Consider the following 16,376-nt stretch of genomic DNA (forward strand, 5'->3'; position numbering starts at 1 on the left):
TGCTTAGACCTCTTTGTTAACGGTTTGGGGTGCACTGACGGCCGTTAGCTTAAGTGATGCAGCGGGTTTGCGTGACAGGTTAAGTAGGGCGCCGATATAGGAGGCCAGCAGAAATCCATAGAGCAATATATAGCCAATTAAGGTTCCGCCCACGGTGGCGCTGCTGTGGTCGGCGACTACGTCTTGCACTTTAAGTACGCCGGTGACAATCCAAGGCTGACGGCCAATCTCGGTGACATACCAGCCTGCTAAAACCGCGATCCAGCCTGAGAAGGTCATGGCTGAGAGGGCGTATAGCAGCGGTTTTGTAGGGGTGTTTTTGCCTCGTAACTGCCAGGCCGCCCACCACGACACTAGTAGCATAAGGCCACCCACCGCTAGCATTACGCGGAAAGACCAAAACACCATGGCAACCGGTGGGTGTTCGCCCTCAAATTCATTGAGACCTTTTACTTCACCCATTGGGTCGTGGGTGAGAATAAAGCTCGCCGCGTAGGGCACTTCAATGGCGTAGCGGTTGGTTTTGCTTTCTTCGTCGGGCAGCGCAAATAGCGTAAAGGCCGCGCCTTTCTCGGTTTCCCATACCGCTTCCATCGCTGCAATTTTGGCGGGCTGATGTTCTAAGGTGTTCAAACCGTGAAAGTCGCCAACCAGTATTTGAATAGGGGCCAGCACGGCGGCCATCATCACACCGGTTTTCATTACCTTCCACGTAGCGGGGCCGTCGACATTGCGCAGCGCCCGCCAGGCGCTAACACCGGCAATCACAAAGGCAGAGGTCAATAGGCAAGCTATGAGCATATGGAAAAAGCGGTAGGGGAAGGAGGGGTTGAAGATCACTTCCATCCAGCTGTCGACCATGACCACGCCGTTTTCCAGATAGTAGCCGGTGGGGGTTTGCATCCATGAGTTAAGGCTGAGAATCCAGAACGCCGACAAAGTGGTGCCAAAGGCTACCAAGAAGGAGCTGATTAAATGCATACGGTTAGAGACGCGGTCTTTACCGAATAACATAATGCCGAGAAAAGAGGCTTCGAGGAAAAACGCGCTTAGGACTTCGTAACCCAGTAGCGGTCCCGCCACATTGCCAGCTTTTTCCATAAAGCCCGGCCAGTTGGTGCCGAATTGAAAGCTCATGGTAATGCCCGATACCACCCCCATGGCAAAGGTGAGGGCAAAGATTTTTACCCAAAATTGGTAGGCGTATTCCCACGCTTGATCGCCGGTTTGGGTGAAGCGCAGCCGAAAGAACAGCAGAATCCAGCCGAGGCCTATAGATATGGCCGGAAACAGGATGTGGAAGCTTATATTGGTCGCAAATTGGATGCGGGCCAAAATGAAGGGGTCGAAATCCATATTGATCATCCTAGTGAGAGCTGCGCTACTGTTTTTGAATCTTCATCCGGTGGCTGTCGCAAGTTTCGCCAATGGCACTTACTACCATAGAGCAATGCACATGCCATGCATGTAATACTTGTGGCTATACACATTAAGTCATTGGTTTATATATAGTATTTTATAAACACAATGCGCTTCGCTTGCGTTGTGCTGGTAAAGTTGCTGCCGAATTGTCATTATTGGCAAAAATAAATGACAGAAATGACAATACCATGCAGCTTATCGCCAAAGATTCAGACAAAGACGTTGCCTATATGCTCGATGGCTTCGATTACCCTGCCATATTGGTGTCGGCTGACTACCGAATATTGGCAACGAATGAGCTATACCGTTCAACCTTTGGCGAAATTGATGTCGATAAGGGCGCGCGTTGCTATCAAGTCTCCCACGGCTACCAAGTGCCTTGTGACCAAGCCGGTGAAAGCTGCCCGCTGGCGGCCTGTAAAAGCTCCGGCAATAAAGAGCGCGTGCTGCACATTCATAGCACGCCACGGGGCAAGGAGTATGTCGACGTTGAAATGCTGCCCATCCGTGGCGACGACGGTGAGCTAAAGTACTTTGTAGAAATTCTTAAGCCCGTTCATATTGCCAGCGCTGAATTGAGCACACAGACGATGGTTGGCCGCAGTCCCGCATTTAATACCCTAGTTGAAATGATTAATTTGGTGGCGAAAAGAGATACCTCGGTATTGCTGATGGGGGAATCTGGCACTGGTAAAGAGTTGGCCGCAAAAGCGATTCATGATGCGAGCAGTCGCAGCAGTCGACCTTTGGTGACGGTTGAGTGCGCGGGCCTCACCGAAACCCTGTTTGAAAGTGAGCTATTCGGCCACGTTAAGGGAGCGTTTACCGGCGCGACATCAAATAAACGCGGCTTGTTGGAAACAGCGGAAGGCGGCACGCTATTTCTAGATGAAATTGGCGACGTATCAATGGGTATGCAGGTTAAATTATTGCGCTTGATTGAAACCGGCACGTATCGAACCGTGGGCAGTACTGAACTTAAGCGGGCGCAATTTAGATTAATTTGCGCCACCCATAAAAATTTATCTGCCTGTGTTGCCAGTGGCGAATTCCGTGAAGACCTTTATTATCGAATAAATGCCTTTCCGATAGTGCTTCCACCTTTGCGAGAGCGCGGTGAAGATATTTCTCTTATCGCTAAATCTATATTGGAAAAATTCAGTAAAAAAGATATGTATCACCTTACTGAGTCGGCGATTAAAGTGCTAGAAAAAAGCTATTTTGAGGGCAATGTTAGGGAGCTTCGCAATGTTTTAGAGCGCGCAATAATTTTTGCACATTCAAATATTATTGATGTAAAAATATTAGAGCGTTGTATGTTAGATGTTAGTCCGCGAAATGATGAAAAAAAAGAACGTTGGGAAAATTTAAAAACAAAAGAGCTACACTATTTGAATGAGCTATTAATTTATTGCGATGGCGATAAAGCTAAAGCGGCAGATATTGCAGGTATTAGTTTGCGGTCACTCTATAGAAAACTCGGCACCTAGTTATGAATACGATGCTAAATGACACATGGTACTGCTGCAATCTTGGCGATGCGATGTTAGCTGCTCCCGCCTTGGATGGTATCGAGGCGCAGGTCTTAACGGCCTTGGCTAATGATGTAAATGCTGATGGGTGCGCGGTGTATTATCGCCATGAGTCCGAAGGACGTTTGCACTGCGATCTAGTGGTGTATTTTTCTCCGCAAGCAGGGCGTATGCCAATAGAGGTGAAGCTGCGAGCTTGTGCTAAACCCGACAAACAGGGTTTAAGTTTACTTGTTGGTGAAGCTTCTTCTTGGGCGATTTTCTTTCCTGAGGCTTAGCTAGCGGCGGGCTTATATTCCGCTCGACATTGACCATATTAAAAGCCGCTGTCTATACTCAGGTTTCAATTCCCATTAAGCGTAAAATCATGGAAGAGAAAACACTAATACGTGCCTTTGGCGTGACCGATATTGGTCGAGTGCGTGATCACAATGAAGACGCAATTCACCTAGCCCTCGATGAGGCTTATGTTTTGGTGGCTGACGGTATGGGCGGCCACAACGCTGGTGAAGTGGCGAGCGCCTTGGCCATAGAGGGTTTTACGCAATATTTAGCGATGGATCCAAGTAGTGACGACACTGTTGCTGAAATGTCAGAGTTCTCATTGCAGACCTTAGCGCTGCGCGACGCTATTTATGCGGCTAATATGGTGATCTATGAGAATTCACTTAGCAATACCGACCGTCAGGGAATGGGCACCACTTTGGTGGCGGCGAGTTTTGATGGGGCTAGGCTTGCGGTTGCCCACGTTGGTGACTCTAGACTGTACCGATTCCGTGAAGGTTTTTTAGATCAACTCACCACTGACCACACCTTGGTTCAAGAGATGCTAGATCGCAAGGTGTATACGGAAGACGAAGCACGTCGTTCCCGCAATAAAAATGTGATTACCCGCGCCTTGGGCCTTGCTGATATTGTTGAAGTGGACCTCTTGGAAGAGCTGTTGCGGGAAGGGGATGTGTATTTACTATGCTCCGACGGCTTGACCGGTATGGTGACAGACCCTGAAATTGGCGAGGTTTTAGCCACCTGTGGCGCAGAGCCAGAGCTAGCTGCTACACAATTGTTGAAAATGGCGAATAATTCCGGCGGCAATGATAATATTTCGATTATTGTCGTGCACGTAGACAAAGTTGTAGCTGGGCAGGAAAGCTCATCAGAAGAAGAGCTGGACTGGTTTGATTAGGGTGACTGACACGCTGCTATGTCGCTGCGCCTCACCTAGGGAATACAGGTCAATTACGGATAAGGATTATGGCTAAGCTGGTTCTCAGTTTTCAGGGTAGAGTGCTTGAAGATTTTCCGCTGAATAAGGAGCGGATATCCGTTGGCCGTGCGCCTGACAATGATATTTGTATTGAAAATTTGGCGGTAAGCGGACGCCATGCCGCCATTGAAACGGTGCTGAAAGACAGCTTTCTAATTGATCTTGGTAGTACCAATGGCACATTTGTTAATGGTGCGGCGATTACCCGACATCCCCTCAAGAATGGCGACTACATTACGATTGGTAAGCACTCACTGACCTATCATAGTGAAGCTTATTCCAGTGGCGATGCCGAAGTTGAAAAGACCATCGCGATGCGGCCAAGCGCCAAGCCAGCGGCAGCAGCGCCAATACCGATGATTGGTAAATTGCAGGTTCAAAATGGTGGTTCAGCTGGACGCGAAATGACCTTGAACAAGCCGCTAAGCAAATTGGGTAAGGCGGGCCTCCAAGTGGCGGCAATTAGTCGTCGCCAGCAGGACTATTACCTCGAACATATTGAAGGTAAAGATGGCCGCACACCTAAGCTCAATGGGGTTGAGATTGGCTTACAGCCACGCCAACTAAGTAGCGGCGATGTGGTGGAAATTGCGGGCACTCAGTTAAAGTTTGTTATGGTCGCTGCGCCGCAAGTGATGTAATCAGTCTCTCTGTTTCTTTTAAGGCACGACCTCAGCGTCGTGCCTTTTTTATTTACGGCCTCGTGAACTTGATAGCGCTTAGCGATTTACAGTGAGGCTTTGCTTTAGTAGGGAAGGAGATATGTAATGAACGCCGCTGTTGTCCATGCCTATGACGCCCCGCCTCGAGATACCGAGTTTGATGAACCAAAACCTGCCGGCGGCAGCTTTACGTAGCAGTGGGCTAGAGCCTAATGGGCAGCGGCTTGGGGAGCGTGTCTAATGCCGCGTTGGTAGGGGGGGTAGGAGACATGATGAAGGTTGTTTTTCGCGTGGGTTTGCAAATCGAGACCTGTAGTCGCCCTTGGCTGAGGTAGAAACCACGTGGCAGAGGCCGGGCTCGGCACGCTTGGTGTTTACCCTTTAAATACTGGGAATTAAGGTGTGCAGGCACCAAGGGCAGGGTGGCAGATATGTATCTGGATTTCCTTTTGGCGTTCTTTATACAAGTCAGCCATGCACAAATGGTATTGCATAGTGGCCATACTTCCGCCCCAGCTTAACAGCAGGTGGCAGTGCTGCTCTGCGTACGTTAACCAAGCATCTTGGGAGCGTTGAATATCGTCGGGCTGTGGGCCAAAGCCCTGATTCTTAGATTTAGCAATCGCGAGTATTTCTGCAAGTGCGTCGTCAAACGCCGCTTTTTGTTCGTGGTGCTGTTGGGCGGCGCAGCTATTCATTTCTAGCTGGGTGCCGTCCAGCGTACAACTGGCAGTGCCTGATTCTGAGGACTGCGCCAGTGCAGTGAAAAATATAATGCCAATGTAAAAGCATAGCTTAAGCATAAAAGCCTCCATCTGCTGCGGGGCGAAAACGTCGCTCTGATGCTTCGACCAGCAATTAGATGCAGTGTTATAAGCTCAGGGCTTTAATTAGCGTCAATATTCCCGATTTAGACTTCAATTGGCAAGGGCGAGGCTTGGTGTCGCCGTTTTGATGTTGCGCAATTCCTGTTATAAATCGAGATTACGAGTTAAGACTTCCGCAGACTTAATAATACGCTTTGTGCGATAAAGATCTGGGTGCTTGTCGTCGGCGCTGTAGCCTGCGGGTTCGCCGGTACCATAATTAACTAGCCATGAGGTTTCGGGTCGGCGCTCTCCCAACAGCTTTTTCAGCTCTGGTGCGGTTATGCCCAATGCCTCTGCCGCTGCATTATTGCTACAACGGGTTTTGTTTTCATTTAGGTAATTCAATATAGCGGTAATTTTATCCTGCATGTTCAAACTGTTTCCTTGCAAATTAGTGCTGCCATAGCTTGCCAATAAGAGCGCAGCAGAAGGCTTTGAATTGATGGCGTAGGTGATCGCTTTTGGTGAAATTGTTGACGAAAGCGCGTAATCACTACATCTGTATTTAAAAGGTCGATCTGGCGATGCTGGCCCAGCGAGCATAAAAACCCGCTAAATTACCAACCGATTTTAGGAAGGCGAGGGAATACTGAAAGGCATTGCGGCGAATATTATGACGCAATGCAAGCAATTTGTCTGTAATAGCAATTTTTATGATGCTGATAAGGGGCAATTTAGTGCGAAAACGGTGAGTGAAAGCCTTATTAATTACGTAGAACGTAACTAAGACATTGAAATGGGCGTAAAACAAAGGACGGCGATATTTTATCTCCGCCCTTCAATTTTTTGATTTATCTCGTACTACTGAATTAATGAGAACAGCAAGACTAGTTGTGAATAAAGTTGCGACTAAATTACAGCGTTATTTTTAAGTGATTCTAATTTATCTGCGGACATATTTAGTAATTCTCGCAATACTTGCTCGGTGTGTTGACCAAGGCGTGGCCCTGCCCATTGAGTGCCACCGGGTGTGCCATCTAGTTTAGGGCACATGCCCGGAATGGTGACGCTATTGCTTGCGTCGATGGCTACTTTTTCGAATAGGCCACGAGCTTGAAAATGTGGATCATTCGCCATGTCTTCGGCATTGTAAATTGGGCCGGCCGGTACTCTCACTGCCTCAAGTTTTTCAATCACGCTGCGTATAGTGTGCTGACTGCACCAGAGACTGATCGCATCATCAATCTTTTGTTGATGGATAACGCGACCGGCGTTGTCGGCCATCGCCGTATCTGCAGCAAAATCGCTACGCCCAATCTCGGTCATCAAGCGTTTAAAAATCGAATCGCCATTGCCACCGATAATGACAAATTTACCGTCTTGGCAGCGATAGGTATTGGTTGGAACAATACCGGTTAAGGTGGTGCCAGACGCTTCGCGGATAATGCCTTCCTCGGCGTATTCCGGCACCACGGATTCGAGCATATTAAACATGGTTTCATACAGCGCGACATCAACCACTTGGCCTTTATGTACGCCGCGATCTCTAGCGTTAAGGGCCATTAAAATGCCGATAATCGCGTGCAGTGACGCAATGCTGTCGCCAAGACTTAAATTCGGTCTTACCGGTGCTTCGCCGGGAAATCCATTGAGGTGGCGGAAGCCGCTGATTCCTTCGCATACAGAGGCAAAGCCGGGCTTTTCTGCATAAGGGCCGGTTTGGCCGTAGCCAGAGATACGGGTGTAAACCAGGTCGGGGTTAGCGGCTTTTAAGTCCTCTGGTCCCAGCTGCCATTCTTCCATTACGCCGGGCCGGAAATTTTCGACCAAGACATCGCATTGTGCGGCAAGATCGCGCACCAAGGCCTGACCGTCGGGGTGACGAAGATCTACCGTCACCGATTTTTTATTACGAGCAATGCTATACCACCACAGGGAGGTGTCGCCCTTCATGCTGCGCCAGCGACGGATAGGATCGCCAATACCTGGCGGTTCGATTTTAATCACTTCGGCACCAAAATATCCAAGCATTGTAGTGGCAAAAGGGCCGGCGATAAGTTGGCCAAGCTCTAAAATACGGATGCCCTTCAGTGGGCCAGTATTTGAGGGTGCAGATTCGTTAAGCATATTTTGTTGTCGGCTCAAGATTGGGTTAGTAAGTATTTTAGAGCGCTAATACACGCCGCAGAAATTGGTAGTTAGATTCGAAAAGTTCGATGCTTACCGGCGCAGCGGGCACTATGGCTTCAAAGGCATGTGGGCCACCGGAAATAATTTTAAACTCACAGTTCACGTCGGTGTCTGTAAGGCGCTCGGCATAGCGTTGATCTTCTTCGTAAAACAGGTCTATATCACCAACGCCAATCCAGCTTGCCGGTAAGCCACTTAAGTTGTCTCGGCGTGCAGGTACGGAATAAAGCGGTACCTGCGCCAAGCCAGGTGCTTGGCCAAGATAATGTGCCCATGCACCACGGTTGTTTTTATTGCTCCATAGGCGATGTTTTAAGGCGTCTAGTTCGGTGCGTGTTGCGGTGCGATCATCCAGCATGGGGCAGAATAATGCTTGGCCCGCCGGTTGAATTCCACCGCTGTCGTGAATGCGTTGGACGAGTCCTGCTGCCAGTCCACCACCGGCACTTTGCCCAGAAATCACAATACGGTCTGGCGATACGCCTAAGTTTTTTGCCTTGTCTATAAACCATTGCCAGGCCATAAAGCAATCATCGCAGGCGGCTGGAAATGGGTGCTGTGGCGCAAGGCGATAATCAACAGAGACCACAGTTATGTTCAAGTTTTTAGCGTAAAGCGCGCATTCGCGATCATTCATGGCGGCGCTACCAATAATATATCCACCGCCGTGTATCCACAGTAAGCCCGCGCCTGATGTTGTTCCACTAGGCCGGTAAACCCGTACGGCACTCTTGCCAACGCTGTGATTTTCTATGGAAACGCCAAGCATTGATTTTGGCGTGGCTTGAAATTTTGAAATAAATTGAATAATTCGAAGTAAAATTGCATTGTGAAGCGGAATCGCCGGTATTCGACGATAGGCTTTTTGTAACTGCGGATTAAGGTTCTCTATTTTCATATTTTAATTTATTTTTTATGTTGTTTAGGCTGCTAAGACACAGTTTTTAATTCAATGGGAGTGCAACACTAAGGTCTATTGCGACCAAGTTGATCGTGGCTAGATACCCATTCATCGGCAACGATGGCGGCGGCTAAAGAGAGATCGCCGGCAAGTACCGTTGCCGCAACAATCTCCGCTAATTTACGTGCCTTACCCTGCCCGTAGCAGTCCATCATTTCGAGGCATTCACGTTGGGTCGCTAAGCCAGTGCCGCCGCCGTAGCTAGCGCAAATTATTGAGGGCAGGGTGACGGAATAATACAAATCCCCCGCTGGCGTTAAGTCCATAAACGCGATGCCGGTATGTGATTCCACCACATTAGCCTCGTCTTGGCCGGTGGCAATAAACATTGAGGCGATGCCATTAGCGGAGTGCGGGCCGTTGTAGGCAGAACCTGCCAATAAGCTGCCAAGCATGGTGCGCTGCCTAAGGCGAAACATACGCTCAGGGTCGGCGCGCATAAGGTCTTTTAATACATCTTTGCTAATGGTGGCTTCTGCGACGACTTTCTTGCCACGGCTGTGCAAGAGATTCATATGCGAATGCTTTTTGTCGGTTTCTATACCGCTTGATAGCGAGAAGTTTTCTACAACGCCGGGGTAGTTGCCCAGTATCCATTGGCAGGCTTTGTGGGTTGCTTTGCCAGTCATGTTTTGTCCGGCGGCGTCGCCGGTGGTGTAATTGAAGCGGGTGAATAATTTATTGGCGATGACCCATTTTTGGATATGCTGTAATTTACCGACGGAGGTGGTGCTTTCGGCTTGTTGGCGAATGGCGGTGTGCTGTTGATCTAGCCAGTCTGAAAAATGCCGTGCGTCGCGGGCGCTGGCAAATTCAAATAGCGGCGCGCGCTGCATAAACTCTTCTATGACAGTGACGGTGGCACCACCCGACTCAGAAATTACCCGCATACCACGGCTGTAAGACGCAATCAGAGTACCTTCGGTGGTCGCCATCGGCACATAAAAAACTCCCTGTGCATGTTCGCCATTAATGAGATAGGGGCCAGCGACACCAACCGGCATTTGCACCACACCGATAAAGTTTTCGGCATTGCCTTCAACGCTGCTTGGGTCAATTGAATAGTGGCTGGTGTGCTTAAGTTTTACACCGGTTTGTTCTTCTATAAATGCGCGGCGCAGTGTGGCGGCATCTTCGGAATAATTATCCCCCTTTATGCGGGGGACAGGTTTGCGGTCAGTCATAAAGTATCCGTTTTATTGTTATTACTAGTTTTTTTCGGCGATTATTTTGACGCGATTAAGGTGTCCTCGCCTTCGCTGCGGGCAATGACGACCGCCGCGCAGGAATCGCTAAATACGTTAACCGCGGTGCGAATCATATCGAGTATGCGGTCGGTCACTAAGAGTAAACCGATACCCTCGAGTGGTAGACCGATTGCACCGAGAATTACTGAGATTGCCACCAAGCTAGCGGCAGGAATGCCGGCTACGCCAATAGAGGTAAGCAACGCAATCATGACAATAGTGAATTGTTGAACGAAGCCTAATTCCAAGCCGTAAACCTGGGCAATAAACATGGCGGCGACGCACTCGTATAAGGCCGTGCCATCCATATTTACGGTTGCACCCAAGGGCAGCACAAAGCCGCTGACCTGTTTGGATACGCCAGATTCCTCTTGAATACTTTTCAAAGTGAGCGGCAGCGTGGCGGAGCTAGATGCGGTAGAAAACGCCGTCAGTAGTGCTGGCGTCATGGCGGCATAGTGTTTTTTGGGGCTAACCCCAGCGATGTATTTAAGTACTAGTGGCAGTGCGACAAAGGCGTGAATAAGTAAGGCGAGCAGGGCGGTAAAGAAAAATAACAGCATGGGTTTGAAGGCCGCGAAGCCGGTAATGGCGACGGTTTTTGCGACTAGGCCAAATACCCCAATGGGGGCAAACCGCATAACCCACATAGTGATTTCGGTCATGATGTCCATAACGCCCTGCCAAAATTGGGTCAGCGTTTTGGCATGTTCTGATTTACTGCGGGCGAGGAAAAAACCGAATAATAAACTGAAAAATATCAGTCCCAGCATTTCGCCGTTGGCCGCGGCGCTCACGACATTGGTGGGCACCATGCGTACAAAGACCTGCACAATATCACTGGCGCCGCGACCCTCGACTTTGGATAAGGTGTCGCTGAGTTCGGGGTCATTGCTGCTGATGGTTGCGGCTAAGGCTTGATTGTCGCCACTACCAGGGGCGATAACATTGACGACAGCGAGGCCAATCAAAATAGCGATAAGGCTGCTCGATGCGTAAAACAGCAGGGTTTTACCGCCCAGTTTTTCCAGCTTGTCGCCGCCTACACCAGCCATGCCACTGATGATGGATGACATAACCAGTGGCACAATTAGCATTTTTAAGGCATTGAGAAACATCGTCCCTAAAAACGCGTAGACCGCAGTGAAATGTAAGCTGCCGATGCCTGCGTCGGGGCCGCCGATAATACCCGCTGCAACAGCAAGCAGAATGGCGGCAACGATTTGCCAGTGCAGGGGAATATTTCGCATAGTAACCGTCACTCTTTGGCTTAAATGATGAGATCAATGGGCTTAGAAAAAAAGATGTAATTAATACAAGAGCCAGCTTTACTCTAGCGTGCTAGGCCGATAATGGCCAGTGAGGTATTCGAATAAACCGCCTAGCTAAGGAGTTAGTGACGGCTGTGAGGGGCAATTTAGGCGAGGGGGTCTTATTCTTGCCAACGAGAGCGGGATGCCCTAACCGACGGCAATTAATGTTTCGTATTTTTTCATTAATTGTTCTTCGGTTTCCATCCGCGCGGGATCGAGGGGAATGCAATCGACGGGGCAAACTTGCTGGCACTGAGGTTCGTCAAAATGCCCAACGCATTCGGTGCAGCGATCTGGGTCAATTTCGTAAATACTGTCGCCCTGATAAATTGCCTCGTTTGGGCATTCGGGCTCACAGACGTCACAGTTAATACATTCGTCAGTGATAATCAGTGCCATAGTGTACTCATTTACGGGCTGGGAAGCGGGTGTTTAATGCTTTGCTAACGTTGTCAGGTACAAAGCGGGACACATCGCCACCCATGCTGGCGATCTCGCGCAGTAGGGAAGAAGAGACATAAGAGAGCGACTCGCCAGGGGTGAGGAAAACCGTTTCGATGCTTGGGGCTAGTGAGCGGTTCATATTCGCCAGTTGTAACTCGTACTCATAATCCGCCACGGTTCTAACACCGCGCAAAATCACGGTGCAATTTTGTGCTTTTGCTAATTCAACTGTCAGGCCGGTAAAGCTGCAAACCTCAATGTTAGGAACATGCGACAAGGCCTCTGCACATAAATCCATGCGCTCTTTTAGAGCGAACATCGGCTGCTTTTTTTCGCTATTGGCAACGGCGAGCACCACGGTGTCAAATAACTTACAAGCGCGCTCAACTAAATCGATATGGCCACGAGTGATAGGATCAAACGTCCCAGGATAAACAATACGTTTCATAAATCACCGCCGGATCTGTGGGGCGGAAATGGTAGCGAAATTAGACAGGGGTAACAAGTTGATACTGAGAATTACCACAATGGCACTTTAGCGGTGAAATTTTTGTGATTCTGACTTTATGGCTCACAAAAGCGGTATATTCGATGTCGTTGTCATTAACACACAGAAGGAGTTAGGCATGAGATTTATGATTTTCTTGTTCGCGGCTATGTTGTCGAGCGCGAGTTTGCAGGCAGCAGTGGTTGAAGAAAAACTCACCCTGCCAAATAAGTTGGGAACGGCGGTGATGTATCACGACGACGCGGTCACCACGCCCGCCCCTGCGGTAGTTGTTGTGCATGAGTGGTGGGGCTTAAACGATTATGCGCGGCAACGTGCCAAGCAGCTTGCCGAAGCTGGTTATACCGCTATTGCGGTTGATATGTACGGCACCGGCAAGTCGGCCACGCATCCTAAAGATGCAATGTCATTTATGAATGCCGCCCTTGCCGAACCAGAAAAAATGAATGCGCGCTTTGATGCGGCCTTGGCCATTTTGCGTAAGCAGTCATCGGTGAATGGCGACAAATTATTTGCGATTGGCTACTGCTTTGGTGGCGCTGTGGTGCTGAATCAGGCGCGGCGCGGACTTGATCTTGCCGGTGTGGCTAGCTTCCACGGCTCCTTGGGTACTGAGATGAAGGTGGAGCCAGGCACGATTAAAGCCAAGGTTTTAGTTGCTACCGGCGGTGCAGATACGATGGTGCCAGCAAAACAAGTGGCGGGTTTTGTAGAGGAAATGACGGCGGCTGAAGTTGATTTTGAACTGCTGAGCTTTCCCGGCGTGATGCATAGTTTTACCAATCCTGGCTCTACCGCCGTTGGTAAAAAATATGACATGCCCCTCGCGTATGATGCCCACGCAGATCAAGTAAGTTGGGCAGCGCTGATGTCGATGTTGGCAAAGTAAGATTGGCGCAGTGATTGCTTCGCCCTGTTACTTGATGTGATGCGTAACAGGGCGGGAGCAATTGTCCCGCCTCCAGTTTGTTTTTTACGACAATGGCAGAGGCGGTGTATGGCAAAGTGTTATCGGGTAGAAAAAAGTGCAATTCACGGCAAGGGCTTGTTTGCACGCAGCAATATAGCAGAGGGCACCGTGTTGGGTTTTTGCGCAACCCGTCCCGCACGGGAGGCGGGCCTGCATACGCTGACGATGGCCGACGGGCGTTTGATCGACGTCACCTGTTCTCTCAAGTACATCAATCATCATAAATCTGCCAATGTCATTTATTACGATGACTTCAGCGTTGTTGCGTTGCGTGATATCGCAGCGGGAGACGAGCTCCTGCACGACTACGGCGACGAGTGGAGTTAGACATCAATTACGATAAAAAATATTGCCCGCCAATAAACGTAAATACCAAGAGTGCCAATACAATCGCCACATTGCTGAGTTTGCCGTAGCGCAAAGCTGGAATGATGATGCGGTTATTTAAGTAAAGTAGCGTGAGCGCTAAAAACGGCATAAATAAAGCGCCGGTGACGGAATATAAAATAATCAGCCAAACAGGTTTGCCCATATAGAGCAGGGCAATGGGTGGGATGGCGATATACAGTAGGGCCAGCCGATACGTGCTGTTACGTGTATCGACGGTCTCGACATTTTTGCGCCACTGGGCGCTTAGATCGGTGAAAATATACGGCACTCCCTGCCATACCCCAAGCATAGAGCTGAACACCGCAGCCCACACGCCAATTAAAAATAGCTCTTTGAAGATGGGGCTTAGCAGCACGCCGAGTTGGTCGGCCATTGCCAGTAGTATATGTGTGCCGGACTCTGACGCCGGTGCGGATTGCGCTGCGAGGATCATAATGCCCATACCGAATAGCGCTGTAATCGTATAAGCAATGGTGAGATCGACGCGGGCAAGACCAAGCGAGTCAGCATTGTGCCAGCCTTTTTCCCGCATCCAATAGCCGTAGCAAAGCAAGGTGACGCTGCCGCCGACCCCGCCAATCAGGGCCATGACTAAATTAAAATGCTGATTGATGTCGTTGAGTGTCGTGGATGAGCTGTCAGCAATGCTCGACCAATCGCTAGCCAGCAATGCCGCCATTACGGTGGCGAACATCAACAAAATGAGTATTTTCATTGCCTGTTCAAATAAGGAATAGCGCCCGAATAAAACTAATACGATGGCGAGTATAGAATGCAGCGACGCCCAGCTATTGATAGAGAGTTGTGGGAACAGTGCATTAGCCGCCAAGCCGCAGGCGGCCATTAGTGCGGCGCCGACGAGAAAGGCCCAAATACATAAATAGACTAGAAAATAGTAATTCATCCAGCGCGGCAAATACTGCAACCATCCGGCTAACAAGGTCGTGCCGCTGCCGAGCTGCCAGCGCGCGAGGCCTTCGTTGAGGGCGAGTTTAATCAGTGCGCCAAAAGCAATGGCCCACAGCAAAGAGGTGCCGAGGCTGGCGCCAGAGACGGCGGCGGCGACTAAATCCCCTGCACCTAATCCGGTCGCCGCCACAACAAAGCCGGGGCCAATCAGGGTGAGGGCGCGGAGCTGTTTCATAGTGCTTGTCCTGTTAGGATGCAGGTTGCTGCTGTTCGTAGCGGAATAGTAAGTGACTAAGGTCTCTTGCGGTAGTGATGGGCATTGTTGAAAAGGGCATAGATGATTTATGGGTGACAAGGAAAAATCTCTACACCGACTTAAAACCGGCGCGTTTTCCCGCCGTTTTGAGCTGTCTAAACTGGGGGTTCGCTACGGTGCGCGGGCGGTGCGGCAGAGTCTTTGGCAGCGCCTTGCCGGCGACGATGATGCGGCGCTGGCCAAACGAACAGAGAATATCGATTTTTTCGTTGAGGAGTTAGGCCGCTTAAAAGGCAGCGTGGTAAAAATCGGTCAGATGATGGCGACCTACGGCGATTATATGATGCCGCCTGAGGTTGCCGAGGCCTTACACAAATTAGAAGACAATACGCCGCCTATGTCGTGGCGGGCAATTCAAAAAGTATTGCTTAAAGAACTTGGTGAAGAGGCATTACTGGCATTAGAGATCGACGAACAGCCCTTGGCGGCGGCGTCATTGGGTCAGGTGCATCGTGCCGTGCTGCGTGAAACCGGTGAAAAACTGTGCATAAAGGTGCAGTATCCGGGGGTGGAAGACACCATCGACGCCGATTTTAGCGCAGTAATGCAGCTAATGAAGGTGTCGCGCTTAATGCCTAGCACCCGAAATTTAGATGAATGGTTTGGCGATATTCGTTTGCTGCTGCATAAGGAAGTGGATTACGAGCAGGAGCGCCGCGACCTCGATTTTGTAAGAAACGCGCTGAGCGATGATCCCCGCTTTGTGGTGCCCAAAAGCTACCCTGAGTTTTGTACGCGGCGGGTGCTTGCCATGAGTTATGAGCAGGCGGCTTCGGTCAATGCCCCTGAAGTTAGTGAGTTATCTCAGTCACGTCGCAATCGCTTGGGTAGCGCGGTGCTGGAATTATTTTTGAGTGAATTATTTGAATGGCGCCGCATGCAGACGGATCCGAATTTTGGCAATTTTCGGGTCCGCATCGATGAAAGCGGCGAAGACGATAAATTGCTGTTACTGGATTTTGGCGCCATGCGCTTACTGCCCGATGGCTTTGCCGGTGAGTTTTGCGATATGTTGCTGGCCGCCTGTCAGCGCAACAAGTCGCTGTTTTTAGAGCGGTCGATTAGCTTGGGTTTTATGAAAGCGCACTTTCCCCAGTCGGTGCTCGATAACTTTGTGGATATTGGTATTGATATCGCTGAGCCGCTGCGTCCCATCGATGAGACTGTACCGGCGCGGGCTATTAATGCAGAGGGGCAATATTGGTGGCGTAACAGTGGTTTGCCGCAGCGTATTGCCAAGCGCGCGGTGGGGGCATCTATCAGCAAATATTTTGCGCTGCCACCCAAGGATTTTTTATATGTGATGCGTAAGCTGATGGGGGTATATGCCTTAATCGCCTTGCTAGACGCGCAATTTAATGCGGATGGCGTGGTAGAAAAATACCTGCCCGGATCTGAGAAATAAAAAAGGCCGCAAAGCGGCCAAATATATTGAG

At 49.8% G+C, this 16,376-nt stretch carries 17 protein-coding genes; 7 read left to right on the top strand and 10 right to left on the bottom strand.

What is annotated here, in order from left to right:
* Nucleotides 1-3 precede the first annotated feature (3 nt).
* Nucleotides 4-1,356, bottom strand: coding sequence for a cytochrome ubiquinol oxidase subunit I (locus tag GVJ32_RS12900; RefSeq protein WP_159240515.1), 1,353 nt, complete (start codon nt 1,354-1,356; stop codon nt 4-6).
* Between the two features lie 182 nt (nt 1,357-1,538).
* Between GVJ32_RS12900 and GVJ32_RS12905 the strand changes: the two genes are divergently transcribed.
* The 4 genes from GVJ32_RS12905 to GVJ32_RS12920 all read left to right on the top strand — a co-directional run bounded on the left by GVJ32_RS12905 (nt 1,539) and on the right by GVJ32_RS12920 (nt 4,862).
* Nucleotides 1,539-2,912, top strand: coding sequence for a sigma-54 interaction domain-containing protein (locus GVJ32_RS12905; RefSeq protein ID WP_235035131.1), 1,374 nt, complete (start codon nt 1,539-1,541; stop codon nt 2,910-2,912).
* A gap of 2 nt (nt 2,913-2,914) precedes the next feature.
* Nucleotides 2,915-3,232 carry a hypothetical protein gene (locus GVJ32_RS12910; RefSeq protein WP_159240516.1) on the top strand — a complete coding sequence of 106 codons (318 nt, stop codon included), beginning with the start codon at nt 2,915-2,917 and terminating at the stop codon, nt 3,230-3,232.
* An 89-nt stretch (nt 3,233-3,321) separates the two neighbouring features.
* Entirely contained in the window at nt 3,322-4,140 is an 819-nt protein-coding gene (locus GVJ32_RS12915) for a Stp1/IreP family PP2C-type Ser/Thr phosphatase (RefSeq protein WP_159240517.1), read from the top strand.
* A gap of 68 nt (nt 4,141-4,208) precedes the next feature.
* On the top strand, nt 4,209-4,862 hold the full coding sequence (locus GVJ32_RS12920) for an FHA domain-containing protein (protein ID WP_159240518.1): 654 nt from the start codon (nt 4,209-4,211) through the stop codon (nt 4,860-4,862).
* A gap of 416 nt (nt 4,863-5,278) precedes the next feature.
* On the opposite strand, the gene GVJ32_RS12925 is transcribed toward GVJ32_RS12920, so the two are convergent.
* The 8 genes from GVJ32_RS12925 to coaD all read right to left on the bottom strand — a co-directional run bounded on the left by GVJ32_RS12925 (nt 5,279) and on the right by coaD (nt 12,295).
* Nucleotides 5,279-5,686, bottom strand: a complete 408-nt coding sequence (locus GVJ32_RS12925) for a lysozyme inhibitor LprI family protein (protein ID WP_159240519.1) — start codon at nt 5,684-5,686, stop codon at nt 5,279-5,281.
* A gap of 168 nt (nt 5,687-5,854) precedes the next feature.
* Nucleotides 5,855-6,121, bottom strand: coding sequence for a hypothetical protein (locus tag GVJ32_RS12930; RefSeq protein ID WP_103685199.1), 267 nt, complete (start codon nt 6,119-6,121; stop codon nt 5,855-5,857).
* A gap of 480 nt (nt 6,122-6,601) precedes the next feature.
* Nucleotides 6,602-7,819 carry a CaiB/BaiF CoA transferase family protein gene (locus GVJ32_RS12935; RefSeq protein WP_159240520.1) on the bottom strand — a complete coding sequence of 406 codons (1,218 nt, stop codon included), beginning with the start codon at nt 7,817-7,819 and terminating at the stop codon, nt 6,602-6,604.
* Nucleotides 7,820-7,856: 37 nt separating this feature from the next.
* Nucleotides 7,857-8,780 carry an alpha/beta hydrolase gene (locus tag GVJ32_RS12940; RefSeq protein WP_159240521.1) on the bottom strand — a complete coding sequence of 308 codons (924 nt, stop codon included), beginning with the start codon at nt 8,778-8,780 and terminating at the stop codon, nt 7,857-7,859.
* A 68-nt stretch (nt 8,781-8,848) separates the two neighbouring features.
* Entirely contained in the window at nt 8,849-10,027 is a 1,179-nt protein-coding gene (locus GVJ32_RS12945; RefSeq protein WP_159240522.1) for a hydroxymethylglutaryl-CoA reductase, read from the bottom strand.
* 41 nt (nt 10,028-10,068) lie between these two features.
* Entirely contained in the window at nt 10,069-11,340 is a 1,272-nt protein-coding gene (locus GVJ32_RS12950; protein ID WP_159240523.1) for a dicarboxylate/amino acid:cation symporter, read from the bottom strand.
* 210 nt (nt 11,341-11,550) lie between these two features.
* The gene (locus GVJ32_RS12955) at nt 11,551-11,802 is read right to left on the bottom strand and encodes a YfhL family 4Fe-4S dicluster ferredoxin (protein ID WP_123181687.1); all 252 of its coding nucleotides are present in this window, start codon (nt 11,800-11,802) and stop codon (nt 11,551-11,553) included.
* Between the two features lie 7 nt (nt 11,803-11,809).
* A complete protein-coding gene (gene coaD / locus GVJ32_RS12960; protein WP_159240524.1) occupies nt 11,810-12,295 on the bottom strand; it encodes a pantetheine-phosphate adenylyltransferase in 486 nt (161 codons plus the stop codon).
* Between the two features lie 178 nt (nt 12,296-12,473).
* Between coaD and GVJ32_RS12965 the strand changes: the two genes are divergently transcribed.
* Complete coding sequence (locus tag GVJ32_RS12965; protein WP_159240525.1) at nt 12,474-13,244, top strand: dienelactone hydrolase family protein; 771 nt, start codon at nt 12,474-12,476, stop codon at nt 13,242-13,244.
* A gap of 108 nt (nt 13,245-13,352) precedes the next feature.
* On the top strand, nt 13,353-13,652 hold the full coding sequence (locus tag GVJ32_RS12970) for an SET domain-containing protein-lysine N-methyltransferase (RefSeq protein ID WP_159240526.1): 300 nt from the start codon (nt 13,353-13,355) through the stop codon (nt 13,650-13,652).
* A gap of 7 nt (nt 13,653-13,659) precedes the next feature.
* Here the strand turns inward: GVJ32_RS12970 and GVJ32_RS12975 are convergent, their stop codons facing one another.
* Complete coding sequence (locus GVJ32_RS12975) at nt 13,660-14,859, bottom strand: Nramp family divalent metal transporter (protein ID WP_159240527.1); 1,200 nt, start codon at nt 14,857-14,859, stop codon at nt 13,660-13,662.
* Nucleotides 14,860-14,968: 109 nt separating this feature from the next.
* On the opposite strand from GVJ32_RS12975, the gene GVJ32_RS12980 reads away from it, so the two are divergent.
* Nucleotides 14,969-16,345, top strand: a complete 1,377-nt coding sequence (locus GVJ32_RS12980; RefSeq protein WP_159240528.1) for an ABC1 kinase family protein — start codon at nt 14,969-14,971, stop codon at nt 16,343-16,345.
* Nucleotides 16,346-16,376 lie beyond the last annotated feature (31 nt).

The sequence above is a fragment of the Zhongshania aliphaticivorans genome (genome assembly GCF_902705855.1).
In the GTDB taxonomy this organism is placed as follows: Bacteria; Pseudomonadota; Gammaproteobacteria; order Pseudomonadales; family Spongiibacteraceae; genus Spongiibacter; species Spongiibacter aliphaticivorans_B.